Source organism: Micromonospora globispora (assembly GCF_003857015.1).
GTDB lineage: Bacteria > Actinomycetota > Actinomycetes > Mycobacteriales > Micromonosporaceae > Micromonospora > Micromonospora globispora.
On the sequence record NZ_QGGF01000365.1, the window covers coordinates 1 to 25,778 of the forward strand.

The following is a 25,778-nucleotide window of genomic DNA, read 5'->3' on the forward strand; positions in this document are numbered from 1 at the left end:
GAGACAGGATGACCAGCACGCGCTCCCCCTCGTCGACGCCCGGGGCCAGAATAGGCGGCCCGGTCGGGCTACTGTCTGCGCCATGTTCGATCTGATCGTGATCGGCGGGCTGGGCATCGACATCCGCACCCAGGTGCCCGTGCTTCCGCTACCGGCCGCCGACTCGCTGCCCGTGCCCCCGATCGAGCTGCGGATCGGCAACACCGGCTCGGGGGTGGCGCTGGCCGCGCACGCCCTCGGCCTGCGGGTGGCCCTCGTCGACGTGCTGGGTGCCGACCCGGCCGGGGACGTGGTCCGGGCGGCGCTGGCCCGCACCTCGGTACGGGCCGTGCTGGCCGACACCCCGGCCGGCACCCGCCGGTCGGTGAACATGGTCGACCCGGCCGGCCGCCGGATGTCCCTCTACGACCCGCGCCCCTGGGTGGGGCCGCCGCCGTTCGCCGAGGCGGAGCTGGCCGCCCTGGTCGGCGACGCGGCACACGTGCACGTGTCGATCATGGACTGGGCCCGGGACCTGCTGCCCGCCTTGCGCGCGGGCCTCCGCGGCGGAGCGACGCTCTCCACCGACCTGCACGACTGGGACGGCGAGAACGACTACCACCGGCCCTTCGCCGACGCGGCCGACCTGGTCTTCGTCAGCGACGTCCGGCTCGGCGACCGGGCCGGGAAGCTTGCCGCGGAGCTGGCGCCCCGGACGGTGGTGGTGACCGGCGGGGAGGCCGGCGCGACGCTGCACACCCCGGAGACCCCGCCGGTACGGGTACCGGCGACGACGCCGCCCGGCCCGGTGATCGACACCAACGGTGCGGGAGACGCCTTCGCCGCCGGTTTGATCGCCGGTCGCCTGCGCGGCGCCACGCTGCCGGACGCGGCCGCCTACGCCGCCCGGGTGGCCGCCGCGGCCTGCACCCACGACGGGATGGAGTACCCGCCCGGCCTCCTGCCGCGGGACTAGCGCCCCGGGCCGGGACGGCCCCCGACCCTGGTCGCGGCGTCGCCCGCGTCGCTGCCCCGCGCGGACGCCCGGCGGCGTGCCGGTGGTGCGGCTATCCGCTGCGCGTCGGCGGCCTGCGGGGCAGGATGGGCGCATGGCATCAACGGTGCAGATCCCGCTGGTGGGCGGCACGGCGGACGGCGAGACGGTCACCGTCGAGCTGGACAGCAACGGCCGCCCGCCGCTGACCCACCACCACCTCGGCCCGGAGGGCCTGGCCGAGGCGCAGATCTACGAGCTGGAGTCGGACCGCGGCGAAGGCCGCGAATGGATCTACACCTGGCGCGGCCCGGCCGTCTGACCGGGGACGGCCGGATCAGGCGGCGCCCACCCGGGTCAGGCTGCGGGAACGGATGCTGTCCAGCACGCCACGGGTGACGTGGGAGGTGCCCCGGGCCTGCTCGCACGCCTCGGCCACCCGCTGGGCGGTGGCCTCGGCCCGGGCCTCCCGCTCGTCCCACAGCCGGTCCACCTCGGCCAGCAGCGGACCCTCCACCTCCCGCTCCACCCCGCGCAACGCCGGCACCCCGAGCCGCTGGGCCAGGTCGAAGACCTTTCCGGCGTACGGCAGGGGCAGGAACGGCGTACCGACCATGGCGGCGAAGATCAGGAAGTGCAGCCGCATGCCGACCGCGAGGTCGAAATGGCGCATCAACCCGAGGATCTGCCGGGGGTTGTAGTCCCCGTGCAGGATCCGGCCCCGCTCCGAGCTCGTCATGTGCGACATCACGCCGTGGGAGTGCCGGATGTCGTCCCGTTCCATCGGGACGAACAGCACGTACGCGTCGATCCGGTGCACCAGGAAGTCACCGATCTGGGCGAGCAGCCGGTGGTACCCGTCGACGTCGAGCCGTTCGGCCGCCCGGCCGGGCTCGCGGACGCTCAACCCGACCAGCCGCTTCCCCGCCGGTACGCCCTCCTCGCGCAGCCAGCTCGCCGGGAAGTCCTCCGGCTCCAGCAGGAACGCCGGGTCGGCGGTAACGGTGACCGGGTTGACCAGTCCGGCCTCCTCGAGCACCATCCGGGACTCCTGGTCCCGCACGGTCACCTCGGCGGCGTTGGCCAGGGTCTCCCGGACCATGCCGGTGTCCACCCCGTCGCTCAGCGGCCCGACGCCCACCGCGTACGTGAGCAGCGGCAGACCCCGCTCCTGGGCGACCCGGACCACCCGCAGGTAGCGCCGGGCCTCCCGGTCGTAGAGGATCCCGCCGCCACCGAGGATGAGCAGGTCCAGCTCGGCGAGGATCAGGGACGAGTCGGCGCGGCTCACGCCCTCCCAGGGCACCGCCTCGACATCCGGGTGCGCCAGCCCGGTGTGCGCCGGGTCGCGGGAGAAGACGATGATCCGGGCGTTCGGCTCCTGATGGCGCAGATCGGCCAGCAGGCCGGTGAGGATCGCCTCGTCACCGAGGTTGCGCCCACCGTACGAGCCGAGCACACCGATCGTCAGTGTCGCGCCGTTCGTCATCCGCGGCTCCTCCCCAGGTGCGTCCAGCGGCGGGTTCCCGCTGCGTCGGGCGACATACCTAGGGCCCACCGAGGCACGAATCGGGCAGTCGGCCGGGCGATGCGCCCGGCGGGTAATCGGCTTGCCCCGTCGGCGCGAGCGGGCGCAGGGTGAGGCGCATGGCAAGCGCGACGAAGACCCGGATCGGCTGGCTGGACCTGCCGCCCCACGTCCGGGCCGCGGTCGAGGAGATCCTCGGCGACCGGGTCGTCGAGGCCGTCTCCCAGTCCGGCGGCTACTCCCCGGGCACCGCCGACCGGGTGCGCACCGCCGCCGGCCGGCGGGCCTTCGTCAAGGCGGTCAGCCCGGCCCAGAACGACCGCAGCCCCGGCATGCACCGGGCGGAGGCGCGGATCGCCGCCGCGCTGCCCCCGTACGCGCCCGCGCCGCGACTGCTCGGCAGCCACGACGACGGCGACTGGGTGGCCCTGGTCTTCACCGACGTCGAGGGCCGGCACCCGGCCACGCCCTGGGTCGCCGGCGAACTGGACGCCGTACTGACCGCCCTGGCGACGATGGCCACCGCGCTGACCCCGACGCCGGTCACGGCCGTCCCCACGGCGGCCGAGCAGCTGGCGTACGACTTCGCCGGCTGGCGGCGGATCGCCGAGGACCGACCCGCCGACCTGGACCCGTGGGCCCGGGCCTACCTGGCCGAGCTGGTCGCCGCGGCGGAGTGGGGCGTCGCCGCGTTGGCCGGCGACGCCCTGTGCCACCTGGACGTGCGCGCCGACAACCTGCTGATCGGTCCGGACCGGGTGGTCACCGTGGTCGACTGGCCGTGGGCCTGCCGCGGTCCGGCCTGGCTGGACACCGTCCTGCTCCTGGTGAACGTGCGGCTGCACGGTGGCCACGACACCGAGGCGCTGCTGCACCGGTTGCCGGTCACCGCCGACGTGGACCCGGCCCCGGTGACCGGCGTGCTGGCCGGTCTCGCCGGCTTCTTCCTCGACGGGGCCCGGCAGCCACCGCCGGTCGGCATTCCGACGGTGCGGGCGTTCCAGCGGGCGCAGGGGGACGCGGTGCTGCCCTGGGTGGCCCGACGCCTGGGCTGACCCCGGTGCCTCCGGGCGGCCGGACCTGCCGGTCAGAGCGGGCTGCGGACCTCGTGGGTGAGGAAGGGCAGGACGACGTCGGGCACCGCCGGTGAGGTGATGATGTCGTAGTGGGTCAGGCCGGGCAGCACGGCCAGCCGGGCGGTCGGCCGGTCGCTGCCGTCCCAGCCGGCGTCCCGGTGTCCGCCGCCGAGCAGCCCGTAGAAGTCGGCGATGTGGTGGACCGGGATGGAGTCGGCGTCGGCGTAGACGAGCATCGCCGGCACGGTGAGCGCGGCCACCTCCGTCGACCAGTCGTACTCGCGGCGGAGCAGGTCGCCGGTCTTCGCCCAGAGCTGCGGCCAGTCCTCGGGGCGCGGCGCGACGGCGGCGTAGAGCTCGTGCGGCGGGGTGCCCCGCATCTGCTCGGCGAACCGCTCGTCCTGCATCGCCATGGCCGCCAGCACCTCGGGATACCAGCCGCGGCGCGCGCAGGGCGTGGAGACCAGCACCAACCGGCGGACCAGCGCGGGATGCTGGATCGCGGTACGCAGCGCCACCCCGCCGCCCAGCGAGTAGCCGAGCACGTCCACCTCGGGTAGGCCGAGGTGCCGGAGCAACCCGGCGATGTCGTCGGCCATCGACTCGAAGCGCAGCGGCCGGTCCACGTCCGCGGTGCGCCCGTGGCCCTGCAGGTCGACCGCGACGACCCGCCGCCGGGCGGTGAGCGCGGGCAGGATCGGGGCGAACATCTCCACCGCGCCGTAGCCGCCGTGCAACAGCACCAGCGGCCGGCCGGAGCCGTGGATCTCGTACCAGAGCCGCACCCCGTTGACGTCCGCGTAGCTCACCCTCGGTTCCTCCGTCACTCGTGTCCGGGTCGCGCGACCGCCGTTTGCGGGGCGCATCCGATGAAACGCCGGCGACGGCGGAAACTCATCGGCGCCCACACCTGCCGGGAAGGGACGCCGGTGGTGTGCCAGAGTGCGCCGTGGCCATCCTCTCCGATCACGAGCTCCGACGAGATCCTTCGCCGGGAACGCGGCCTGGCCCGCGACGGCGATGAGCATCGCGACCTGTGGCAGCGGTGGATGGGCGAGGAGGCGGCGTTCTTCGCCGCCGACGGCACCCGGGACCGGGCCGACCTGCGGGTGGACGCCTCGGACCGGTGACCGGCCCGGCGGCGGGCGCTTCCCGCCGCCGGGCCGGACCGGTACTACCCGGCGACGTACCGGTGCAGCGTCCCCTCGTCGGAGGCGACGACGCCGTCCCGGCGCAGGCCGGCCTTCTCCAGCACCCGAACGGACGGCACGTTGGCCGGGTCCACGGTGGCGAAGACCTCCGCCACCCCGGGCACGGTGCGGGCGAAGGCGACGAGGGCGCGGACGGCCTCGGTGGTGTAGCCCCGGCAGCGCCGGGATGGGACGACGCCGTAGCCGAACTCGACCGACCCGTCGGTGGGCGGCCACTTCAGCCCGATGGCGCCGATGGTCAGGCCGGTCTCCCGTTCGATCATCAGGTAGTGCCCGTGCGGCCGCTCCGGCTCGCGGGTGAGCAAGCCGGCGATCATGCGGTCGGCCTCGCCGGGGAAGCCCGACGCCCAGTGCGGGCGGCGCTCACCGGCGACGGCGGCGGCGGCGGCCTCCTCGGCCGGCCACGGGCGCAGCACGAGACGGTCGGTGGTCAGGTCGGGAAAGGACAACGCGATTCTCCAAGGTCGTGGAGTGACCCGGGTCGCGGTCGGTCAGTCAGCGTGCGCGACCCGGAAAAAGGCATGGCAGGGGAAGCTCATGGCGGTCCATGGCCTCATCTCCCCTGCGCCCACGACGGTCGCGTGTCCGCGCGACGGCACTCTAACCCATGATCCGGATACGCCGCGCCCCCGCTGCCGTCGGGCCGGAGGCAGCGGAGGCGCGTCGAGGATCGGTCAGCTGACGCCGGTGACGGCCTTGACCAGGTTGATGCCGAAGTAGAGCACGAACGCCACGGCGACGGCCCACATCAGCGGGTGGATCTGGCGGGCCTTGCCCTGCGCCACCCGGATCGCCACCCAGCTGACGAAGCCGGCGCCGATGCCGTTGGTGATCGAGTACGTGAACGGCATGAGGGTCATGGTCAGGAACGCCGGGACCGCCACGGCCACGTCCGAGAAGTCGATCTCGCGGACTTGCCGGATCATCAGCGCGCCGACGACGACCAGCGCCGGACCGGCGGCCTCGCTCGGCACCAGCGACACCAGCGGGGTGAGCAGCAGCGCGCCGAGGAAGAGCACGCCGGTCACCACGCTGGTCAGCCCGGTACGACCACCGTCCGCGATACCCGAGGACGACTCGACGTACGTGGTGGCCGAGGAGGCGCTACCGGCGCCACCGGCGACCGCGGCGACGCCGTCGACGAAGAGCACCTTGCCCAGTCGTGGCATGTCGGTGCCGTCCGACGTGGTGAGGCCGGCCTGCTTGGCCAGGCCGACGGTGGTGCCCATGACGTCGAAGAAGTCGGCGAGCACCAGAGTGAACACCAGCAGGAGCGCGGTCATCACGCCCACGTGGGCGAACGCGGTGAACGACACGTTGCCGACCAGGTGCAGGTCGGGCGCCTTGATCAGCGGGTCGGGCAGGGTCGGCACGTTCAGCTGCCAGCCGGTCGGGTTCGGCTTGCCGTTCACGAACGCCGGGCCGGGCTTGGCCAGCGCGTTGACGATCACGGCGACGACCGTGGTCGCCACGACGCCGATCAGGATGCCGGCCTTCACCTTGCGGGCGACCAGGATGCCGGTCACCAGGAGGCCGACCAGGAAGACCACGGTCGTCCAGCCGCGCAGCGTTCCGTCGCCGCCGAGCTGCACCGGAACGGTCGTACCGGCGGCGTCCGGCACCCGGCGGACCAGGCCGCCGTCGACGAAGCCGATCAGCGCGATGAACAGGCCGATGCCGGCGGCGATGGCCGCCTTCAGCTCGGCCGGGATGGCCCGGAAGACGGCCTTCCGGAACCCGGTGAGCACCAGCACGGTGATGATCAGACCCTCGATCACCACGAGGCCCATCGCCTCCGCCCAGGTCATCTGGGAGGCGACGGCGTACGCGACGAACGCGTTGAGGCCCAGGCCGGTCGCCACGGCGAACGGCACCCGGCCGACGACGCCCATCAGGATGGTCATCACCGCGGCGACGAGGGCGGTGACCCCGGCGACCGGCGCGATGCCGAGCAGGTTGCCGTCGGCGTCCGGGGCGGTACCGATGATCAGCGGGTTGAGCACGACGATGTAGGCCATCGTCGCGAAGGTGGTGAGGCCGGCGAGCACCTCGCGCTTGACGGTCGAACCCCGGCGGGTGATCTCAAAGAAGCGGTCGAGGCGACCGCGCTCGGCGGGTTCCGCCGGCTCGACCGGGGCAGCAGGTTCCTGCGTAGTCACGCTCATGGCGTGGCTTACTCCGTTCCGGGTTGGCCCGCCGGACTCCCGGTCGGGCGGTGGGGGTGCAGTCGTCCCGATTCGGTTGGCCCGGAGAACGTCGGAACGGCTGGGCTCCACGGATCCCGTGAAGCACTAGAAGCCGCTCCCGGTCGGGGAACGACTTCGCACGACCACCTTAACCGCCCGGTAGCGTCGATGACCTGCGCCTACGCCTGCGCGGTGGGTGATATGGGCAATCTCACGCCCCGGCCCCGGTAGCGGGTGATCCACTCCTGGTTGAGCGCGTCCGCCTGCCGGCGGTGCCGAGGCCGGATGGACGCCCCGTCGGGCAGGTCGAGCCCGAGGGCGTCGAGGATCGCGCGGGTCACCCCGACCGGGTCGGCGGCGAGCTCCTCATAGCGGACCCGGTGCGGGCGTACGCCGTACGCGGCGAACCACTCCCGCCACGCCCGGTTGTGCGCGTCGATGGTCCGGAGCAGGTCGGCGATGCCGTCCTGGTCGTACCGGGGGTCCCGCCCGTTGGCGTCGGGGCAGCCGACGTACCAGAGGTCGGTCTGCTCGGCCCGCAACCAGGACACCGCCTGCGCCAGGACGTCGTCCCGTTCGAGATGCAGGAAGGCCGTCCGGCCGAAGGCGCGGCGCAGCAGCGCGTCGTCCACCCCGGCCAGCTCGGAATGGACCGTGGCGAGCCCGTCGACCACCCGGTCGAGCGTCCCCCACATCAGCTTCGCCCCGAACACCCCGTTGTCGGTCCGGCCGGCGGCCAGCGCCGCGGCCACGAAATCGCCGTACCCGAAGGCGTCGGGGTCCAGCCCCCACCGGCCGGCCCAGACCGGCTCGTCGGGGACCCGGAAGTACGCCTCCGGCCGGCCGGCGACCCCGGTGGAGGCCAGCAGCCCGCAGAGCAGGGAACTGCCGGTCCGCGGCGTGGCGCAGATGAAGTACGAGTCGATGGCGGCCATGTCCCGACCCAATCGACGGACGTCACCCGGAGCAACCGGATAAGCCGTAGGCAGGGCCCCGAGCGCCGCCCCCTGCTGGCACGATGACACCGTGCCCGACCGCGAGCCGACCGCCGCCGAGAGTCTGTTCCTGGACGAGCTGTGGAAGCGGGTCGACGGGTTCGACGTGTGGTTCGGCCGGGGCCTCGCGGGCGATCCCCGCCTCACGGTGTCGTACCCGTGTATCGACGGCGACCGGGCGGGGACCGCCGTGCTGGCGTACGACGGGCGCCGGCTGCGCGGCGGGTGGCGCACCGCTTCGCCGGCGTGGGCGGACGACGCCGGCATGGACGACCTGCTCGACGCGGGATCCCGGAACGGCCTGCGGGTCGACAACATCGAACCCACCCCGGCTGCGGCGTCCGCGGCGGACTGGCTCACCCGGCGAACCGGTCGTCCCACACCTGCCCCGCCCTCTCCGGTCGTGACCGGCCTGGCCACCCTGGTCGTCCTGTTGGTCGCCGTCGCGCTGCTGCTCGTCCTGGTCTGGCTCGGCCCGCTCCTGCTCTACCGGTACGTCTTCCCCGACGGCCCGTTCGCCTGACCCGCTGCGCGTCAGTTCCGGCCAGCCGGTGTCGGTGCCGGTTCCGGCGCCGGCTCGGGGTGCCGGGCGTGGTGCAGCGGGGAGAGCACGGCGACCGTAGCGGCGACGGCCATCCCGACGACGGCGAGACCGATCGCCGGCCGGTAGCCGATCTGCTCGGCCAGCAGTCCGCCGACCGGAGCGCCGATGGTGAGCATCCCCCAGTTCAGCGAGCGGATGGTGCCGTTCATCCGGCCCTGCAACCGGTCCGGGGTGACGGCCTGCCGGTAGCCCATCTCGTTCGGGCCGCTGACGCCCAGCGCCAGCCAGACCACGAACTGCGCCGCGCCGACCATCACCCAGCCGGCGGTCCCGGTCGCGGCCAGGGCCACCAACGTCCAGCCCAGCGGCTCGACCACCCGCTCCAGCACGATGGCCCGGCCGGCACCCCACCGGCCGACCCGGTGGGACAGCGAATTGCCGACCACCGCCCCGACGCCGCCGACGGCCAGCACCACGCCGAGCCCGAACGCCGCCCGATCCGGCGCGAGCCGCGGGTCGAGACCGCGGACCACGAAGAGCGTGAACGCGGTGGACGCCACGCTGGCGAAGAGAAACCGCGCGTGCAGGGTGACGGCGTACGGCGCCAGTACCGGGTGCCGGTACACCCAGGACAGCCCCTCACGCAGTTCCCGGCCGAGGTGCCGACGGCCGGGCCGCGGCGCCGGCTCGTCCCGCCGGATGGTCGCCAGCAGCAGCCCGGAGACCAGGTATGACACGGCGTCCACCACCATCGCCAGCGGCGCTCCCACCGCCGCCACCAGCGACCCGCCGAGGAACGGGCCGGTGGTCTGGGCCAGCGAGGCGCTCTGCTCCATCCGGGCGTTCGCCGGGGTCAGCGCCGCCGGAGGCACCAGTCGAGGCAGATAGGACTGGTGCGCGGCCTCGTAGAGGAGCGACAGCACGCCGAACACGGCGACGAGCAGCATCAGGGCGGGAATGTTCAGCATCCCGGTGAGGGCGAGCGCCGCGATCAGGGCCAGCAGGGCCGCCCGGGCGACGTCGGTCGCCACCAGGATCGGCCGTCGCCGGTACCGGTCGGCCACCACCCCGGCGAGCAGCCCGAACAGCAGGTACGGCAACCAGCGGGCGCCGTTGATCAGCCCGACCTGGGCGTCGGTGGCCCGGAGGGTCACGATGGCGACGATCGGCAGCGCCACCGTCGTGACGTACGTGCCGAAGGTGGAGACGGTGTCCGCCGCCCAGAACCTCGAGTACCCCGGATGACCGAACACCCCCGCCATGGCTGGCGACCCTAGTTCCCAACCCGGGTCCCCGCTGCCCCGGCCCTGGCGGGTCGTCAGTCGCCGAGGACCGTCAGGTCGAGCTGGCGCAGGCGTTCCGGGTCGGAGAGGACGTCGATGGCGACGATCCGCTCGTGGGCCACGGTGAAGCCCATGACGGACAACGCCTGTCCCTTCGCGGCGACGACGACCCCGGCGGCGCCGTTGATGAGCGCCGGCCGGACGAACGGGGCGAGCCGGGTGAACATGACCGCCTGGGCGGCCACGTTCCGCGCCCCGTGGATCGTGACGGTCTGCCGGGCGCGGCCGGTGCCACCGTCGGCGCGCAGCACGACGTCCGGGTCGAGGACGGCGACGAGCGCGTCGAAGTCGCCGTCCCGAGAGGCGGCGAAGAACGCGTTCACCACGTCGCGTTGCCGGGTGAGGTCGGGGTCGGGCGCGGGCGCCTGCCCCTGTACGCGGCGGCGGGCGCGGCTGGCGAGCTGTCGGGCCGCGGCCGGGGACCGCTCGATCATCGGCGCGATCTCGTCGAACGGCACGGCGAACATGTCGTGCAGCACGAACGCCAGCCGCTCGGCCGGCGTCAGCGTCTCGAGCACCACCAGCAGCGCCAGCCCGACGGAGTCGGCCAGCAGCGCGTCGTGTTCAGGATCGACACCAGAGGTGGGGCTGATGATCGGGTCGGGGACGTGCACGTCGAGCGGTTCCTCCCGCCGGTGTGCGCGCGACCGGAGCATGTTGAGGCAGACCCGGGCCACCACCGTGGTCAGCCACCCGGCGAGGTTCTCCACGGCGCCGGCGTCGGCTCGGCTGACCCGCAGCCAGGCGTCCTGGACGGCGTCGTCGGCCTCGCTCACCGAGCCGAGCATCCGGTACGCCACCGCGCGCAGGCGGGGCCGCTGTTCCTCGAACCGGTCCGTCAGCCATTCGCGCTCGTCCACCGCGTCACATCCCCTCTTCGTTGGGTGTCACAGCAGTAGACCCACCAAAACCGAATGCGACCGGGGGAACCGGCCCCGGCGAACGAACTGGAGAAGATGATGATGTCACCCGTACTGGTCACCGGGGGCACGGGCACACTCGGGCGGCACGTGGTGCCGCTCCTGCGGGACGCCGGCTGTCCCGTCCGGGTCCTCAGTCGGCACCGCCACGAATCCCGGGACGGCGTCGAGTTCAGGGTCGGTGACCTGGCGACCGGCGACGGCGTCGACGGTGCGGTGGACGGCGTCGGCACCATCGTGCACTGCGCCGGCAGCGCCAAGGGCGACGACGACAAGGCCCGCAATCTGGTACGGGCGGCGTCGCGGGCCGGTGTCGCGCACCTGGTACACATCTCGGTGGTCGGCGCCGACCGGATCCCGGTCGTCAGCCGGCTCGACCGCGCCATGTACGGCTACTTCGCGTCCAAGCGGGCCGCGGAGCGGGTCGTGGCTGAGTCCGGGGTGCCGTGGACCACGCTGCGCGCCACCCAGTTCCACGATCTGGTGCTGATGGTGGCCACGCAGCTGGCGAAGCTGCCGGTGATACCGGTCCTGGCCGGGGTGCGCTTCCAGCCCGTCGACGCCGGGGAGGTGGCGAGCCGGCTGGTCGAGCTGGCGCTCGGCCGGCCCGCCGGCCTGGTGCCCGACATCGCCGGACCCCGGATGTACGGGATGGACGAACTGGTTCGCAGCTACCTGCGCGCCACCGGCAGCCACCGGCTGCTGCTGCCGGTGCGGCAACCCGGCGGGGCGGCGCGCGCGCTCCGGGCCGGGGCCAACCTGGCGCCAGAACGGGCCGTCGGCCGGCGGACCTGGGAGGAGTTCCTGGCGGAGCGGGTGGGTGCCCGCCGGTAGTCGGCGGCGTGGCGGCCCAGGCGGGCAATGTCCTGTTCGCCTGGGCCCGACGCGGTGGTGCGCCACCGCACCCTGACCCGCGGCGGGCCGGCGGACGTCCCCCCGACAACGGCCCCGAGTTCGGCGCCGGGGCCTCGCGGGGAGGCGGCTGGACGCCGAGCGGATCAGCGGCGGCGTTCCCAGACCACGTCGACGCCGGTCTCCCCCGGCGCCTCCGGTTCCCGGCGGACCCGCTCGACCTCGGTGAACCCCGCCTTTGCCGCGACCGCGCCGGACGCCACGTTGGCCACGTCGTGCCGGATGGCCACCCGGTCGATGCCGCGCAGGGCCAGCGCCACGCGGGTCAGCGCGGTCACCGCGGCGGTCGCGTAGCCGCGGCCGGTGTGCGCGCTGTGGATCCAGTAGCCGATCTCCAGGGTTCCCGGGCCCATCCGGGTCATCAGCCCGCTGGAGCCGACCAGTTCGCCGGCCGCCGTGAAGAGGGCGTAGTTGAACGCCGTGCCCTCCGCCCAGTTGTTCGCCGACAACTCGACGTAGGAGCGGGCCGCCTCGACGTCGTAGCCGTCGTGCGCCCACGGCATGAAGGGCTGAAGCTCCGGCAGGGACTCCTGGATTGCTCCGGCGGCTTCCTCGGCCCAGGCCGGCTCCCACCGCTTCAGCAACAGCTCACCGGCGTTGACCACTTCGGGCGGTTCCATCGCCTGATCTTGACGGCGACAGTTCAACGGGGCAAGTCAGTTCCAAAGGCGCCACCCAGTGGCCGCTCGGCCTTCTGCCCACAGCCGATTTCGTTGTGATGTGCAGCCTGTGGCGTGTCAGGTGGCAGTATGCCGACCGACACGGTGCCGCCCCGTTTTCCGCGTACCTCGCCCTACTGGCCGGTGGTCAGTCATCCTCTGCTGCGCCGTGTCCTGCCCGGATTCGCCGTGTCCGCCCTGGGCGACGGCATGGCGTTGGTTGCGGTGACCTGGCTGGCGTTGGAGGTCGCACCGCCGGGTCAGCGCGGCATCTGGGTAGCGATCGCGGTGGCCGCGTACACCCTGCCCAGCGCGGCCGGGACCGTCCTCTTCGGCCGGCTGCTGAGCGGTCGGAGCGGTGCCCAGCTCGCCGGTTGGGACGCCACCGTGCGGGCCGCCGCACTCGCGGCGATCCCCGCCGCCCAACTGGCCGGGGTGCTCACCGTCGGGCTGTACGTGGTCCTGCTGGCCGCGTCGTCGCTGCTGCACTCGTGGGGTTCCGCCGGGCGCTTCACCCTGATCGCCGAACTCCTGCCGCACCGGCACCACCTGCCGGCCAACGCGGTGCTCAGCACCATCTCCGGCTTCGCCACGGTCGCCGGCCCACCGCTGGCCGGCATCATCATCGGCTGGACCGGTCCGGTCTGGGTCATCGCCGTCGACGCGGGCACCTTCGCCGTCCTGGCCCTCACCTATCGCGTCGCCGTTCCGCCAGTGGCTGCAAACTGCCCGGCCAGGGCCACCGCATCGCGCACCGCCGGCTTCGGCTTCATCCGCCACCATCGGGCCCTGCTCGGCCTACTGGCACTCAGCTTCGGGTTCTTCTTCCTCTTCGGGCCGGTGTACGTGGCCCTGCCGATCCACGTCGTCGAAGATCGGCACGCCTCCGCGACGGTGCTCGGCAGCTACTACACGGCGTTCGGTGTCGGCGGCGTCGTCGGCAGCCTGGCCGCCGGCTACCTGCACCGCTGGTCGCTGTGGCCCACCATCGTCGGCATCGTGCTCGGGTTCGGTGCCGCCATGCTGCCCCTCGGCCTGGGCGCACCCATCGGCGTGTCGCTGCCGGCCTTCGCCCTCGCCGGCCTGATCTGGGCTCCGTACCGGTCCACCTCGATGGCGCTGTTCCAGCGCACCTGCACCACCAGCGAGCTCTCCCAGGTCCTGTCCGCCAACGGCGCGGTGACCGTACTGGCGGTGCCGCTGGGCACCATGCTCGGCGGCCCCCTGGTAACCGCGATCGGCGCTCGGGACACGCTGTTCCTGTGCGCCACGGCCACCGTGGCCCTGGGCGTGCTCGCCGGCGGTCTCACGGTCCTGCGCCAGAAGACGTCGCTCAGGCGCAAGCCGGGCGAAGAGGCGTCACCCGGATCGGCTCTCCCGTCGACCGCTCTCCTGGAGTCCGTACCAGCCGAGGACACGCAGCGCTCGTAACGTGTTCCACCGGCTGGGTCGTCCATCGCCATCCTCAAGCGCGAAGTGGACCTCGCCGGGATGCGTGTTCTCCAACAGTCACGTGCCATGCACGGCTCGACCTCGCCGGTGAAGAACGGCTGCCCGCCCTCCTCCCACCGGCAATGGTCCCTGACCAGCGCCACGGCCCGCCGGACCTGTTCAGAACGCGGGTCGATCCCGAGGTCACGCAGCAGCAGGAGACTGTACGCCGTGGCCGTCCAGGGCTGGACCCCGTCGTCACCGTCAGCGGACTGATCGGGGCCGTCGGAGTCATCGCTCCGCGCGGGGAAGTACGCGCCTCCCGCCCACTGGCCGTCCACGCCCTGCAAGGCCAGCAGCCGGGCACCCCACCCCTCGGTGGCCACCCACGCGCGCTCCACCGCCACGAGCTCAGCCGGCGCGTCGGCGAGATCACGCAGTGCCTGCCAGCGGATGGACGGGTCGGAATCGAGCAGCCGGTCCAGCACGCTCATCAGCTGAAACTATGCCTGCCCGGCTCGGTTGTGCTCCTCCGCCACCCAGTGGGTTTCTCCGGAACCCAGACAGGGCAATTGCAGCTATCTATGGCCTTGGGAGCCGATATGGATGACCGGATCAAGCAGGGCAAGCCCCGCGTAGCGGGGCGCCCGTTGCTGGCCGTCGGCGTCGGCGTGCTGAGCGCCATCGCCATGGGACTGTTCACCTACCACGTCGGCATTCCAAGCCGGTCGTCGTTCCCCACGCTGGGTTCCCACGACTTCCTGATCGCATTGGCGCTCGGGCTGGTCGCCGGAGGGATAGCCGGCTGGCTCACCTTCCGCAAGGGCTTGAAAGGCTGGACAGACCCTGACACCTAGGCGCTTGCGCAACCGCGATATGAACCGCCGACTATCCCCGTGCGGTGCCGCCCCTGGTCGTCTTCAACCCCGGCCGGCTGCTGTCACTGTTGCTCGCGTCGTGGGTTGTTCGGTATCCGCCAGTCGATCACCATCTGATCCTGTTCATCAGCGGTTGCATCGACCAGCACGTTGAACAGCAGCTGGCCGTCCGCTTCGCTGTACGCGTCAGCCGCCAACTCCATGACCGCGCCAGACCGCAGGGTCACGATCCATCGACTGGGGATACCGGCTGCGAACTCCACGGCAGCAGACACTAGCTGTATCCGGCGTACAGGTCGACTCGTCCGTCGCCCATCAGGTCAGCCGGCCTCACATAGCGGCTGATTTGCGGATTCTTCTGGTGCTGCTGGTCAGCTTGGGAATCGGATTGATCTACAGGCTGAGTGGCCGTGCCAACTGGTAGATAGCCAGTGCGCGTTCAGGTCGAGACTATCGATGTGCCGCTGTTGACCCCTGGTGGCCGCTGTATCGCCACATGCGGTGGCCCGGCCGATCATCTTGTAGGCGAGGGAGCGTCACACTGCCGAGGGGGCGATAACGCCATCTTCTGCCAGTTGCGGAACACGAAGCGGTGTACCGATTTCAACCCTATCCATAGGGCTGGATACAAAGCGGCACGGCCGAAGCCGCGGACTGTCACCGTCGTGGTCCGGGTGACCTGCGTGCCACGACCTGCGGGGGCCAGCTCGAACAGATCCCCGAGATAGTCGACGAAGCGGTGGAAACCAAGAACCGTCGACTCCATGTGGAACGCCAGCCGGGTCGGTGGCTCCCACACGGTGATCCGCTGCCGCACCACACCCTGCTCCGAGACGCACTGCCGGGCCGCGCCCACCTCGCCGGGGCCATCGGGCAGCCGGCACATCGTCGGCCGAGGCGTACCCAGGTAGAACACCGGGCACCGGGGCTGCAGCTCGAGGCGTGAGTCGCAGAGTGCCGGCCACAACGCCTCGGGCGGGTGGGGCACCGTCCAGCGCGTACGCACGATCATGCCCGCAACGGTAATCCCAGCGTCAACGGTGGAAGATCGTCTAGCCGCACGTGTCGCCCACGTCCCGAGACCCATCTGTCACGGACGCCCCTGAGATGCGACACGCGGGCGGCGGGCTGTGGTTACGGGACATGTTGACACTCGCGTTCCACCAGATGCACGACATGATCGAAAGGGCTGCGTGCCGCGAGCCGCAGTGCGTGCGCTTCAAGTAGTGCCTCCCCAGTCAGTCATTGACCACGCGTGGCAACCCCAGGTTGTCCAGGAGCGCGAAGAACATCTCCTCGGCGAAGACATAGCGCTTCCACGGCAGACGCAGCAGGGCGCTGGCGCCTGGGGGGCGCCTACTGGCGAGGACCTGCCGGATTGGTCCGGCGGGCACTGCGTAGCCGGCTTCCCTCGCCCACTGGGTCGCCCGCTTGGCCGCTTCGGCGGGTGGCAGCCCGAACCCGGCGATCATCTGCTGAGCCTGTCGGTCGGCATCAGCCTTCGACATACCCTTCATGACCAGGTAATCGCGTTCGAACCGGCGCGCTGTGTTTGCGTCCAACCATGTCTCCCACTGACCGTGGACCGGGCTGAGCCCGGCCAGCTGGCCGTAGTCGCTGTCGGCCACATAGGCCGCCACGACCGGAGCGTCGGACTCTTTCACCAGCCGTGGAAGCGCGCCGTCGGTATCACCGACGACTAAGTTGTCGGGCAGGCTGTACACCTGCCACCCGTCGCCTCGTCGCGCGCTGCCGTCTACACGAAGCTCGGCGCTCCGGTCGGTCAGCGCAGCGAGATTTCGCCCGTTGCTCTGCACGGCGATCAAAGTGCCCCAGTACCCCATGCAGCAGCCGCCCCTCAGCCCTCGCGTCTGCGGTCATAAAGTGCCCAGCACTCTAGGCCGAACGTCAGGCACGTCCTGGGACAGATCCGTCAAGCATGTGGTGGGACCAGACAGCGGCGGCCGGCTGCGTCCTCCGTCGACTGATGCGCGACATCCGTCCGCCGGCTGATCTGCGACACCTCGGCGCGCTGATTGCGGCAGGTCCGGATGTCATCGGTACGGCGGAGAGTGAAACTCGCCTGCGCCACGCTCGCGACGGCGGCGGCCTGTCGCCGGGTGCGGCTAGGGTCCGGCCATGGCTGACTTCACGGGGGACAACCTGAGCGGCTCGCGTTTCGAGCGTCTCGACCTGACCGATGCCCAGTTCCGTGCCGTCGACCTCTCCCGCGCCCGGTTCCGCGGCGTCGACTTGAGCGGGGTGGTGATGCGCGGCGTCGAGCTGGTCGATGTCCGGATCGACGGTGAGATCCAGAACCTTGTGGTCAACGGGGTCGACGTCGCGCCTCTCGTCAATGCGGAGCTCGACCGGCGCAACCCCGTCCGAGCCAGAATGCGCCCCACCGACCCGGACGGCTTCCGGGAAGCGTGGGGCATCGTCGAGCGGCTCTGGGACGGTACCGTCGAGCGGGCTCGCGGCCTGGATCCCAGGCAACTGCACGACTCGGTGGACGGCGAGTGGTCATTCATCGAGACCCTGCGCCACCTGGTGTTCGCCACCGACGCGTGGGTGCGGCGGGCCATCCGCGGCGACCCCTCGCCGTGGGATCCGCTCGACCTGCCGTGGGACGAGATGCCGGACATCCCGGGGATCCCGCGGGACCGCGAGGCCCGTCCCTCGCTCGACGAGATCCTGGCGCTGCGCCGCGACCGGATGGCGACCGTGCGCACGGTGGTCGACGGCCTGACCGACGAGTCCCTGGCCAGCCGCACCGAGCCCGTCGAGGGGACCGGCTGGCCGCCGTCGGAAAGCTTCCCGGTACGCGAGTGCCTGCTGATCGTCCTGAACGAGGAGTGGCACCACCGGCAGTTCGCCGGACGGGACCTCGACGCCCTGCAGACAGGCGCGACACGGAAGACGACCTGATCGACGTCGGACCGTCTGCCCGGTCCTCGGCATGTTGGCCGCGCACCATCAGCGGGCAGAGGAGTGCGCCTGATCAGAGGCGGGTGCGGACACGGCGTGACGCCTCAGGGCTCGCGCTTCTCGACCCGAGTCCACCCGGTCCACCCACGCTCAGCGATCAGCTCCCGCAGCCGCGCGACGGCGGGGTGGGCACCATCGGCGAACGCGTCCATCAGGCGGATGAACTCCGCGTCGGGCACGTGCTCGTCCCGCCAGTCCAGCTGCCCATTGGCCGCCGCCTGCTCGAACAGCTCGCTCATCAGGTCGGCCGTCTCGCGCAACAGCTCCTCGTCCTCCCAGTCCTCCGCGATCCGACCGATGAGCTGGTAGAGCCGGACCATCTTCGGGTCGGCCAGCTCAGCCACCTTCTGGGCCATGAACGCCGGGATCGCCTCCGGCCAGCGCGCCGCTATCAGGATCCAGGCGTCGCGCTCGGCCACGATCATCGCCTCCGGCGCTCCGATGGCACGCAGGCGGTCCAGGTAGTCGACCACCTCCTCCGGGAGAGCCAACGAATCGCCGCAGCTCAGCCTCGCGATCCGCCGCCGGTGCTCCTGCAGCGCGCGGATCTGCGCCCGCAGCTGCCGGTCGATCTCGGTGGTTGCGGCGGCGAACGTCTCGGGGTCGGCGTCGAGCAGCTCGCGGATCCGGGCCAGCGGGACGCCGGCCTCGGCCAGGGTCCGGATCCGGATGAGTCGCACGACCGCGACGGCGTCGTAGGTCCGGTAGCCGGAGGCGTCTCGCTCCGCCTCAGGGAGCAGTCCGATCTGGTGGTAGTGCCGCACCGCGCGGATGGTTACCCCGGCGTAGGACGCCAGCCGTCCGATCGTCAGCATGGCGTCAGCCTGCACGAAGGAGACACATCGTCAACTGATCTTGCGGTGGTAGATGGCCATGGCGACGCCATACGCGACGATGAGGAGGCTGGCACACCAGGCGAGGGCAATCCAGATGTCGGCACCGACCTGCTGCTGAGCGAACAAGTCGCGGATCGTGTTGACGATGGACGTCACCGGCTGGTTCTCGGCGAAGGCGCGCACGGGGCCGGGCATGCTCTCCGTGGGTACGAAGGCCGAGCTGATGAATGGCAGGAAGATGAGTGGATAGGAGAAGGCGCTCGCGCCGTCCACGGACTTCGCGGTCAGGCCCGGGATGACGGCGAGCCAAGTCAGGGCCAGCGTGAACAGCATCATGATGCCAGTGACCGCGAACCAGTCCAGCGCGCCGGCCCCCGAGCGGAAGCCCATGACGAGGGCGACCAGCACCACCACCACGAGCGAGATCAGATTGGCGACCAGCGAGGTCAGCACGTGCGCCCACAGTACGGACGAGCGTGCGATCGGCATGGACTGGAACCGCTCGAAGATGCCGCCCTTCATGTCCAGGAAGAGCCGGTATGCGGTGTAGGAGATGCCCGAGGCCACCGTGATGAGCAGGATGCCTGGCAGCAGGTAGTTCACGTACTTGTCCGACCCGGTCTGGATCGCGCCGCCGAATACGTAGACGAACAGCAGCATGAATGCGATCGGCATGACCACGGTCGTGATGATGGTGTCCGGGCTGCGGCCGATGTGGCGCAGGGACCGGCCCAGCAGGACAGCGGTGTCACCGAAGAAGTGCTTGGTCATCGAGGGTCCTTAGTTGTTCGTGCCGTCGGGGCTGGCGGCGCCTACTTTGCTGTCAGTGCCGACGTCACCGACGATGGCGAGGAAGACGTCCTCGAGGGTCGGCTGCTTCTCGACGTACTCGACCTTGGCGGGCGGGAGCAGCTGCTTGAGCTCGGGGAGAGTGCCGTTGGCGATGATGCGCCCCCGGTGGAGGACCGCGATCCGGTCGGCGAGCTGTTCGGCCTCGTCAAGGTACTGCGTGGTGAGCAGCACCGTCGTGCCCTGCCCGGCGAGCTCCCTGACGGCCTGCCACACCTCGAGACGCGCCTGTGGATCGAGCCCGGTCGTCGGTTCATCGAGGAAGATCACCGGCGGGTTCCCGATGAGGCTCATCGCGATGTCGAGGCGGCGGCGCATGCCACCCGAGTACGTCGACACCTTCCGTGCCGCCGCGTCAATCAGTGAGAAGCGGGCCAGCAGGTCATCCGCGATCCGGCCCGGATCCCCCAGATGCCGCAACCGGGCGACCAGCACCAGGTTCTCCCGCCCGCTGAGGATCTCATCGACGGCCGCGAACTGTCCCGTCAGGCTGATGGACTCCCGCACGTTCGCCGCTTGCGTGGCGACGTCGAAGCCGTTGACGCTGGCCGTCCCCGCGTCCGGCTTGAGCAGCGTGGACAAGATCCTCACGACCGTGGTCTTACCCGCCCCGTTGGAGCCGAGCAGGGCGAAGATGCTGCCCCGCGCCACGTCGAAGTCCACGCCACGCAGCACGTGCAGATCCTTGTATGACTTCTCCAGGCCCTGGACCTGGATCACAGGCCCGCGGACCTGCTCGGTTGACATCTGGAAATCTATGGACATGGTGCCAGCATGCAGGGTTGACGCTGCGTCAAGGTCAAGCCCGAGAGCAAGGCAGCGTTATCTGCTTAGATTGCGGGAGTGGGGTCAGGCTCCATCCACCGCTCGCGCATCGGCATGACAGGACGTTTCGTCGGCCGCCAACCTGCCGCCCCTAGGTCGCTGGACCTGTTGCACATCACAGCGGGCGGCCGGGGAGCCTCAGCTCTGCCTGACACTCCTGCTGAGCCTCGGCACCCCGCCGCACATCGCGCAGGCGATTGCGGATCATTCCCACGTTGACGTCACGATGATGATCTATGCACATGCCGGAATGACCGAGCAGACGGAGGCTCTGCGGAAGCTGGGCGAGGCCTTCGGCTCCGACGGTTGATGTCAGAACTGGATGTCAGACAGCGGCGCGGCCGTAGGAGCAACCTGATCAGGGGCGGGTTTTTCCTGGTCAGGTGGTGGTGGGCGCGGCAGGTTTCGAACCTGCGACCCCTCGCTTGTAAGTTCTGGGCGCTTCGTCCGGCGGGGTCCGTCCGCGTACGCGACCTCGGGCGACTGTCCGCGCTCGGCGGCCGACGGCCGTCCTCGTGCCAACCGGTTGCTGTCGCCGTTGCTGTCGGCAGCCGCTATGCCTCGGACTCAGGAGTCGTGGTGTTGAAGCCCGCTTGCGCGGTGTAGAGGGTGGCTGCCCACCGGTCGGAGGTGAGCCTGTGAATGGTTCGGACGATCGCCCAGTCGAGCAGGTAACCAGATGTAGTGATCTCCGCGAGCGTGTCACATAGGGTCAGATCAACGGGACCGCCTTGGGCGAGTCCGTGATTGACGGCGTCCTTGACGGTATCGGGTCGGGTAACCACGCGCAGGGCAACAGGAGTCGTTTGCTCGTCGACGGCCACGGCCGTCGGATATCGAGCGCGCGCTTCCCCTGCAACGTCGCGGTCGCTGGACAACTCGCACGACGCCCAACCGACGCCATCCCCAACCGGCGTAGCAGCCACGACCGGGTACCGCACCCGAAGCTCCGCGACCAGCTCGTCAAGGAGGCGCTGTGCAACTGGCTCACCCGACCGCAGGAACAAGGTGCTCACTTCCGCCATGGCAACATCCGTGCTCACCCTGCACCGCCCACCGGCCAAGGCACCGTGCGACGGGCCGCACTGTCAGCTTGGGAATCGGATTGATCCGCACGGTGGGTAGTCGGGCTGCCTGGCGAGTGAGCACGGAGCGTTCAGCTTGCGGCTGCCGGGGTGCCGCTGTGGGCCGGTGTTGACCGCTACATCGGGCACGCATCGGACACGGCGACCCTGTCAGACGTTGAAGCGGAACTTAGGTCGGCTGTCGGGTGGCCTTGGGCGTCCTGGCCGGTACGCTGGCCAAGCCTCATCTTGGGCTCGCGTCATTGATGGCTGGTTGCCGACGTTTCACGCTGTCTTGTGCCCCCTGTGTGCCCCAAGCCCGAGGAGGGGCCGCCCGCCATCCTGGGTTGTCCTCGTCTCGGCCGGCGGTATCGCGGGTGAGCGGCGTCAGAGCTGGCCCGCGAACTCCGTCACCTTGCGGGCGAGTGGACCACCGGCCCGTACCCAGCTGAAGTGGCTGAGTGGAACCCCCGCCTCTGTCGTCGTGTAGTGCATCCGCTCGACCGGTGCCATCGCAAGCTTGCCGCACAAGTGGTCGAGGTCCGGCGCGGGTACGTAACGGTCGCCCTCAACGCTGACGGCGAGCACCGGTGTCCGTAGCTGGGCGAGGGCCCTCTCCGGTTCGGCGCCGTTCAGCTCTGGATACCGGCCGCGCCGGGCGGTGTAGGACCAATCGCCGATCACCCTGCGCGACTGACGACCGCCGAAGCCCCAACCGGGCCAGACGCCGAGAAGCGCCGCGGTGGCCCCGAGAGCCTGCGTCTGCATCAGCGTGAGCACACCCCGTACGCGGGGATACGTCCGCCAGTACGCCAGCCCGGCGGCAACCACGACCATGCCTGCGATGCCGGCCCCGCCGGTCGACGCCAGGTGCAGCAGGCATGCGTGTGCACCCAACGAGTGGCCGAGCAGCAGCACGGGCCGGCCGTCCAGCCGGGGCTTCAACACTGCCTGGACTGCACCGACATCGGCCGCAAGTTCGGGGTAGCCGTACCGGGAGGCCCGGCTGGGTCGCGGTGAGCTGGTGCCGGTACCGCGCAAATCCACCACATGGACGGCCAATCCAGCGTTTCGCAGCTCGACCGCGAACGGCCGGTAGAAGCGTGCCGGCACGCCCATCGCCGGCCAGACCACGACGGCGGGCGCGGTCCGGCTGTCCGGCTCCGGATAGATCTGCAGCCCGATGCGCTCCGCGCCGCGGTCGACGAACTCCTGCTGGTAGTCCATGAGCGACTCCTTCTCGAAGGCGGTATGAAGCTGTTCGACAGGTGCTGGCCCGGTCGACGGTCACGGACGCCGCCGAACGGTTCAACGTCTCTCGACTGTCGTCCGGAGGACGGTGACTGCGTCGGGAAGGGCGGCCTGCAGACGGGTCAGGTGTCGGCCGGAGGGTTCAATAACACCGGTGGGTGGCGGGAGACAGGAGGGGAAGGTCGGAGAGGCTGCCGGTGTAGGCGTAGTCGACGGGCAGGGTGACGCCGGCGTCGCGAAGTCGCTGCACCTTCTGCGGCCCCTGGCAGCCGACGACGGGCCACATTCCGGTGCGGCCGGCACGGAAGTCGGGCAGCTACCACCTCCACCTCGCCCAGGCCCAGGTCGGCGCAGATGGCGGTGGCGAGCGGTCGGCACATGCGGTGACGATGATGACCCGGTCGCCGGCGGCAAGGTGATGGTGGAGCCGGTCGAGCGCGACCGTGATGCGCTTCTGGGCGTGGATAGCGGCGAATTGTTCGGCCAGGACGGTGAACTGCGCCTCGGAGAGCCCAGCCGACGCCAGCCACAGGAAGCCGGTGATGGCTACCCGTCGGGTGGGTGGGAGGAAGAGCATCGGCGCGAGGAGTGGAGCGAGCACCAGCGGCACTGCCGCGCGCCACCGCTGATGGAACAGCAGACCGCGGGTGAACTGGCCGAACGAGTCTCCGCGCACCAAGGTGTCGTCAAGGTCGAAGACGGCCATCCGGCGCGCCGAGGCGGCCATCAAACGCCTTTGATTGATATCGGCGTCGATGCAGTGACGTGCAAGTCGAGGACGTCGGCGCGACGGGTCAGGTCTGCCGCGAAGCACCGCCGGCGGAACCCGCCGTCACCCAGATAGTCACTCAGCCGCTGTTCGAAGGAGAACGTAGACGACCGGACGTGGTCGTCACCCACCTGAGAACACACTTCGTCTAAATCCCGCCCTCTCGGCTTCGGCTTCCGTGCAGAAAAAGTCCGACGTTAGAAAATCCACCCCATACCCGTCGTCGCCAGGTCGCAGGTAGTGGTAGGACGCTGCGAAGTCCCACGCCACTATAGGCCGCCGGCCACATTTAATGACATAGAGCGGATACCTAGCATATGGCGCCACCAAGGGGGTAAAAAGCGACACCAAATACAGTGCAGCCAGGATAGCCACCATCAACCACGCTTTGCGTACACGGCCACGCGACATCTCCGACTCGTCTCCGTTCTGTGCATCCCACAATCGGCAGCCCTGGAACTTCCCGACCGGGTGAACGAGAACCTGACTGTCCTCTATGTGATTGACCACCTTCTCGGGCCAAATAGGTCCTCACGATACTTGACTGCCTGCCATCACTGGCTGCCGTCGACCCGCCCTTATGGGGAGCAGGCCGCCGCCCCGGCCCGCCACAACCGGCGGGCCGCGACGGCTCGTACGGACGCTGGCGGGCCGGGGCGGTGGTCTGCTCGGCTTGCCCCGGGTCGATGGCGGGCGGGATGGCCTACCGCAACCACCCACGGACCGTGACCCGCCGGCGGAGCCCGGGCCATCCTGGAGCCGGAGCGCCCCCGCCGGAGGCGCAGTAGCCGCAACCCCGCGACCGCCGCCAGCTCGCCGACGCGGCCGGCGTGCGCTCGCCTACACCGCGCGGGATGCTGACCGCGCGGCCCGGCTGGCTGCCGGCCCACCACACCACCTCAAACCGTCTGTCGTTCGGCCCTCCGGGGCTTCCCGCTCTCCGCGCCAGCCGCCGGGCATCAGGCGTGACGGCCGCAGAGCGACAGCGGCAGCGGCCGGCGCGCGCCCAGGCGGCGGCGCGTGCGGCCCGTTGCGGGCCGCCTTGAAGACGTACAGAAACTTTGAACCAACCGCCGGCAGACACGCTGTCCTGCGCCGGTTGATGGTTGACACGGCGGCCTCGGTTGATGTTTGACACCTGGTCGGCCTGGTGCTCGTTGCGCCTGTAACTCAGGCGGGAGGAGCACCGGGTGGGACTCGCGGAGTTGAGCGTCATGGAACAGCGGTTTCACGCCGTGATGGATTGCCTGGGTGGGACTCCGAAGACGGGGGTCGCCGCCCGGTATGGGGTGTCGCGGCAGACGATCCACAACTGGCTGGCCCGGTATGCCACCGAGGGCGTCAAGGGCTTGGAGGACCGGTCTCACCGCCCGCACGCCTGCCCGCACCGGGTAGACCCCTCGACGGAGGCGTTGGTGTGTGAGCTGCGCCGAGGTCATCCGCGGTGGGGTCCGCGTCGGCTGCGCTTCGAGGCCGGGCGCCGCGGGGTGACTCCTGCGCCGGCTCGGGCGACGGTGTATCGGATCCTGCGACGGAACAACCTGGTCCCGGCGGTGCCGCGGAAGCGCCGGCGGGAGGACTACCGGCGGTGGGAACGCCCGGAGCCGATGGAGTTGTGGCAGATGGACATCGTCGGTGGTGTCCTCCTCGCTGACGGCACGGAGGCGAAGGTCGTCACCGGCCTGGACGACCACTCCCGCTACTGCGTCATCGCCACCGTGGTTCGCCGAGCCACCGGCCGCGCCGTCTGCGCCGCGTTCGCCGCCGCCCTGACCCGGTTCGGAACGCCAGGTGAGGTGCTGACGGACAACGGCAAGCAGTTCACCGGCCGGTTCACCAAGCCCCGCCCTGGTGAGGTGTTGTTCGAGCGGATCTGCCGGGAGAACGGCATCGTCGCCCGCAACACCAAACCCCGCACCCCGACCACCACAGGGAAGGTCGAGCGGTTCCACCAGAGCCTGCAGGGTGAGTGCCTGGACGGGCGGGTGTTCGCCACCCTGGAGGAGGCCCAGACCGCGGTGGACGCGTTCGTCGCCGAATACAACTACGACCGGCCCCACCAGGGCATCGACGACGCCTTTCCCGCCGACCGGTTGCACCGACCCACCCCAGGACAGAGCCAGCCGGCGGCGGAGGTCCTGCCGCTGCGTCTGCCGGCCGGGCTGCTGCCCGCCGCTCCACCGGCCCCGAGAACGCCACTCGCCGTCGAGGTCGACGCGGCGTCGGTGACGGTATCCACCACCCGCCCACAGCCGGTGCAGTTGGTCCGGGTCGTGCCGCCGTCGGGCAACCTGACCGTCGCCCAGCAGCAGGTGTGGCTCGGCCCCGCCCTCGCCGGCACCCCAGTCACGATCTGGGTCGACACCGACCGGCTGCACGTCCTGACCCCCGACGGCGCCCGCATCAAGTCCAGCCCATCAAGGCTGTCCCAGCGCGACCTGACCCGCCTGCTCGCCGACGGCGGCAGCCCCGCCGGCCCGCCCCCACTGCCGCAGCCGGAGCCGCAGGCCACCGCCGTCGAGGTCGACAGGGTCGTCAAC

At 70.9% G+C, this 25,778-nt stretch carries 26 protein-coding genes and 1 pseudogene; 10 read left to right on the plus strand and 17 right to left on the minus strand.

Annotated features, from left to right (window positions below; all coding sequences use genetic code 11):
- Positions 1 to 82: 82 nt before the first annotated feature.
- Both DKL51_RS18245 and DKL51_RS18250 read left to right on the plus strand, forming a co-directional pair.
- Complete coding sequence (locus DKL51_RS18245) at positions 83 to 955, plus strand: carbohydrate kinase family protein (RefSeq protein WP_124812291.1); 873 nt, start codon at positions 83 to 85, stop codon at positions 953 to 955.
- Positions 956 to 1,088: 133 nt separating this feature from the next.
- On the plus strand, positions 1,089 to 1,295 hold the full coding sequence (locus DKL51_RS18250) for a DUF8847 domain-containing protein (protein ID WP_109947377.1): 207 nt from the start codon (positions 1,089 to 1,091) through the stop codon (positions 1,293 to 1,295).
- Between the two features lie 15 nt (positions 1,296 to 1,310).
- Here DKL51_RS18250 and DKL51_RS18255 read toward each other — a convergent pair whose 3' ends face one another.
- The gene (locus tag DKL51_RS18255) at positions 1,311 to 2,462 is read right to left on the minus strand and encodes a polysaccharide pyruvyl transferase family protein (RefSeq protein WP_124812292.1); all 1,152 of its coding nucleotides are present in this window, start codon (positions 2,460 to 2,462) and stop codon (positions 1,311 to 1,313) included.
- A gap of 158 nt (positions 2,463 to 2,620) precedes the next feature.
- Here DKL51_RS18255 and DKL51_RS18260 point away from each other — a divergent pair, with 158 nt between their 5' ends.
- Positions 2,621 to 3,556, plus strand: coding sequence for a phosphotransferase (locus DKL51_RS18260; RefSeq protein WP_124812293.1), 936 nt, complete (start codon positions 2,621 to 2,623; stop codon positions 3,554 to 3,556).
- A gap of 32 nt (positions 3,557 to 3,588) precedes the next feature.
- Here DKL51_RS18260 and DKL51_RS18265 read toward each other — a convergent pair whose 3' ends face one another.
- On the minus strand, positions 3,589 to 4,386 hold the full coding sequence (locus tag DKL51_RS18265) for an alpha/beta fold hydrolase (protein ID WP_124812294.1): 798 nt from the start codon (positions 4,384 to 4,386) through the stop codon (positions 3,589 to 3,591).
- A 123-nt stretch (positions 4,387 to 4,509) separates the two neighbouring features.
- On the opposite strand from DKL51_RS18265, the gene DKL51_RS18270 reads away from it, so the two are divergent.
- Positions 4,510 to 4,707 (plus strand): nucleoside/nucleotide kinase family protein, encoded by a 198-nt coding sequence (locus DKL51_RS18270; RefSeq protein ID WP_109947373.1) that lies wholly within the window; start codon positions 4,510 to 4,512, stop codon positions 4,705 to 4,707.
- A gap of 44 nt (positions 4,708 to 4,751) precedes the next feature.
- On the opposite strand, the gene DKL51_RS18275 is transcribed toward DKL51_RS18270, so the two are convergent.
- The 3 genes from DKL51_RS18275 to DKL51_RS18285 form a co-directional block, all read right to left on the minus strand.
- Positions 4,752 to 5,237 (minus strand): GNAT family N-acetyltransferase, encoded by a 486-nt coding sequence (locus DKL51_RS18275; RefSeq protein WP_124812295.1) that lies wholly within the window; start codon positions 5,235 to 5,237, stop codon positions 4,752 to 4,754.
- Positions 5,238 to 5,462: 225 nt separating this feature from the next.
- On the minus strand, positions 5,463 to 6,953 hold the full coding sequence (locus DKL51_RS18280; protein ID WP_109947371.1) for an NCS2 family permease: 1,491 nt from the start codon (positions 6,951 to 6,953) through the stop codon (positions 5,463 to 5,465).
- Between the two features lie 200 nt (positions 6,954 to 7,153).
- The gene (locus tag DKL51_RS18285; RefSeq protein WP_165824318.1) at positions 7,154 to 7,909 is read right to left on the minus strand and encodes a Stf0 family sulfotransferase; all 756 of its coding nucleotides are present in this window, start codon (positions 7,907 to 7,909) and stop codon (positions 7,154 to 7,156) included.
- A gap of 91 nt (positions 7,910 to 8,000) precedes the next feature.
- On the opposite strand from DKL51_RS18285, the gene DKL51_RS35010 reads away from it, so the two are divergent.
- Positions 8,001 to 8,492, plus strand: a complete 492-nt coding sequence (locus DKL51_RS35010) for a hypothetical protein (RefSeq protein ID WP_165824316.1) — start codon at positions 8,001 to 8,003, stop codon at positions 8,490 to 8,492.
- Between the two features lie 11 nt (positions 8,493 to 8,503).
- On the opposite strand, the gene DKL51_RS18290 is transcribed toward DKL51_RS35010, so the two are convergent.
- Together DKL51_RS18290 and sigJ are read right to left on the minus strand one after the other, a co-directional pair.
- Positions 8,504 to 9,775 (minus strand): MFS transporter, encoded by a 1,272-nt coding sequence (locus tag DKL51_RS18290; protein ID WP_109964996.1) that lies wholly within the window; start codon positions 9,773 to 9,775, stop codon positions 8,504 to 8,506.
- A 56-nt stretch (positions 9,776 to 9,831) separates the two neighbouring features.
- Positions 9,832 to 10,716 carry an RNA polymerase sigma factor SigJ gene (gene sigJ / locus DKL51_RS18295; RefSeq protein WP_109947367.1) on the minus strand — a complete coding sequence of 295 codons (885 nt, stop codon included), beginning with the start codon at positions 10,714 to 10,716 and terminating at the stop codon, positions 9,832 to 9,834.
- 54 nt (positions 10,717 to 10,770) lie between these two features.
- Here sigJ and DKL51_RS18300 point away from each other — a divergent pair, with 54 nt between their 5' ends.
- Positions 10,771 to 11,610, plus strand: coding sequence for an SDR family oxidoreductase (locus DKL51_RS18300; protein ID WP_260428574.1), 840 nt, complete (start codon positions 10,771 to 10,773; stop codon positions 11,608 to 11,610).
- Positions 11,611 to 11,774: 164 nt separating this feature from the next.
- Here DKL51_RS18300 and DKL51_RS18305 read toward each other — a convergent pair whose 3' ends face one another.
- Positions 11,775 to 12,308, minus strand: coding sequence for a GNAT family N-acetyltransferase (locus DKL51_RS18305; RefSeq protein ID WP_109965111.1), 534 nt, complete (start codon positions 12,306 to 12,308; stop codon positions 11,775 to 11,777).
- Positions 12,309 to 12,437: 129 nt separating this feature from the next.
- Between DKL51_RS18305 and DKL51_RS18310 the strand changes: the two genes are divergently transcribed.
- Complete coding sequence (locus tag DKL51_RS18310; RefSeq protein WP_109965112.1) at positions 12,438 to 13,778, plus strand: MFS transporter; 1,341 nt, start codon at positions 12,438 to 12,440, stop codon at positions 13,776 to 13,778.
- Between the two features lie 602 nt (positions 13,779 to 14,380).
- Positions 14,381 to 14,635 carry a hypothetical protein gene (locus DKL51_RS18320; RefSeq protein ID WP_123809668.1) on the plus strand — a complete coding sequence of 85 codons (255 nt, stop codon included), beginning with the start codon at positions 14,381 to 14,383 and terminating at the stop codon, positions 14,633 to 14,635.
- Positions 14,636 to 14,718: 83 nt separating this feature from the next.
- Here DKL51_RS18320 and DKL51_RS18325 read toward each other — a convergent pair whose 3' ends face one another.
- The 3 genes from DKL51_RS18325 to DKL51_RS18335 form a co-directional block, all read right to left on the minus strand.
- Entirely contained in the window at positions 14,719 to 14,919 is a 201-nt protein-coding gene (locus DKL51_RS18325) for a hypothetical protein (RefSeq protein ID WP_123809669.1), read from the minus strand.
- Between the two features lie 251 nt (positions 14,920 to 15,170).
- Positions 15,171 to 15,668, minus strand: a complete 498-nt coding sequence (locus tag DKL51_RS18330; RefSeq protein WP_165823220.1) for an SRPBCC family protein — start codon at positions 15,666 to 15,668, stop codon at positions 15,171 to 15,173.
- 226 nt (positions 15,669 to 15,894) lie between these two features.
- A complete protein-coding gene (locus DKL51_RS18335) occupies positions 15,895 to 16,482 on the minus strand; it encodes a hypothetical protein (protein WP_123827093.1) in 588 nt (195 codons plus the stop codon).
- Between the two features lie 313 nt (positions 16,483 to 16,795).
- Between DKL51_RS18335 and DKL51_RS18340 the strand changes: the two genes are divergently transcribed.
- Entirely contained in the window at positions 16,796 to 17,584 is a 789-nt protein-coding gene (locus DKL51_RS18340) for a DinB family protein (RefSeq protein ID WP_124812296.1), read from the plus strand.
- Between the two features lie 104 nt (positions 17,585 to 17,688).
- Here DKL51_RS18340 and DKL51_RS18345 read toward each other — a convergent pair whose 3' ends face one another.
- From DKL51_RS18345 to DKL51_RS18370, 6 genes and pseudogenes are all read right to left on the minus strand, one after another.
- A complete protein-coding gene (locus DKL51_RS18345) occupies positions 17,689 to 18,459 on the minus strand; it encodes a MerR family transcriptional regulator (RefSeq protein WP_124812297.1) in 771 nt (256 codons plus the stop codon).
- A gap of 30 nt (positions 18,460 to 18,489) precedes the next feature.
- Positions 18,490 to 19,251 (minus strand): ABC transporter permease, encoded by a 762-nt coding sequence (locus DKL51_RS18350; protein WP_109946841.1) that lies wholly within the window; start codon positions 19,249 to 19,251, stop codon positions 18,490 to 18,492.
- A pseudogene (locus DKL51_RS18355) lies at positions 19,248 to 20,094 on the minus strand (ABC transporter ATP-binding protein). Before DKL51_RS18355 ends, DKL51_RS18350 begins: the two are co-directional and overlap by 4 nt.
- Positions 20,095 to 20,708: 614 nt before the next feature.
- Positions 20,709 to 21,179 (minus strand): hypothetical protein, encoded by a 471-nt coding sequence (locus tag DKL51_RS18360; protein ID WP_124812298.1) that lies wholly within the window; start codon positions 21,177 to 21,179, stop codon positions 20,709 to 20,711.
- 426 nt (positions 21,180 to 21,605) lie between these two features.
- Positions 21,606 to 22,445, minus strand: a complete 840-nt coding sequence (locus tag DKL51_RS18365) for an alpha/beta hydrolase family protein (RefSeq protein WP_124812299.1) — start codon at positions 22,443 to 22,445, stop codon at positions 21,606 to 21,608.
- A 340-nt stretch (positions 22,446 to 22,785) separates the two neighbouring features.
- On the minus strand, positions 22,786 to 23,196 hold the full coding sequence (locus tag DKL51_RS18370; protein WP_109946844.1) for an HAD family hydrolase: 411 nt from the start codon (positions 23,194 to 23,196) through the stop codon (positions 22,786 to 22,788).
- Between the two features lie 1,232 nt (positions 23,197 to 24,428).
- Here DKL51_RS18370 and DKL51_RS18375 point away from each other — a divergent pair.
- Positions 24,429 to 25,778: IS481 family transposase (locus DKL51_RS18375; protein WP_124812300.1), on the plus strand; the 1,350-nt coding region annotated here is incomplete at its 3' end.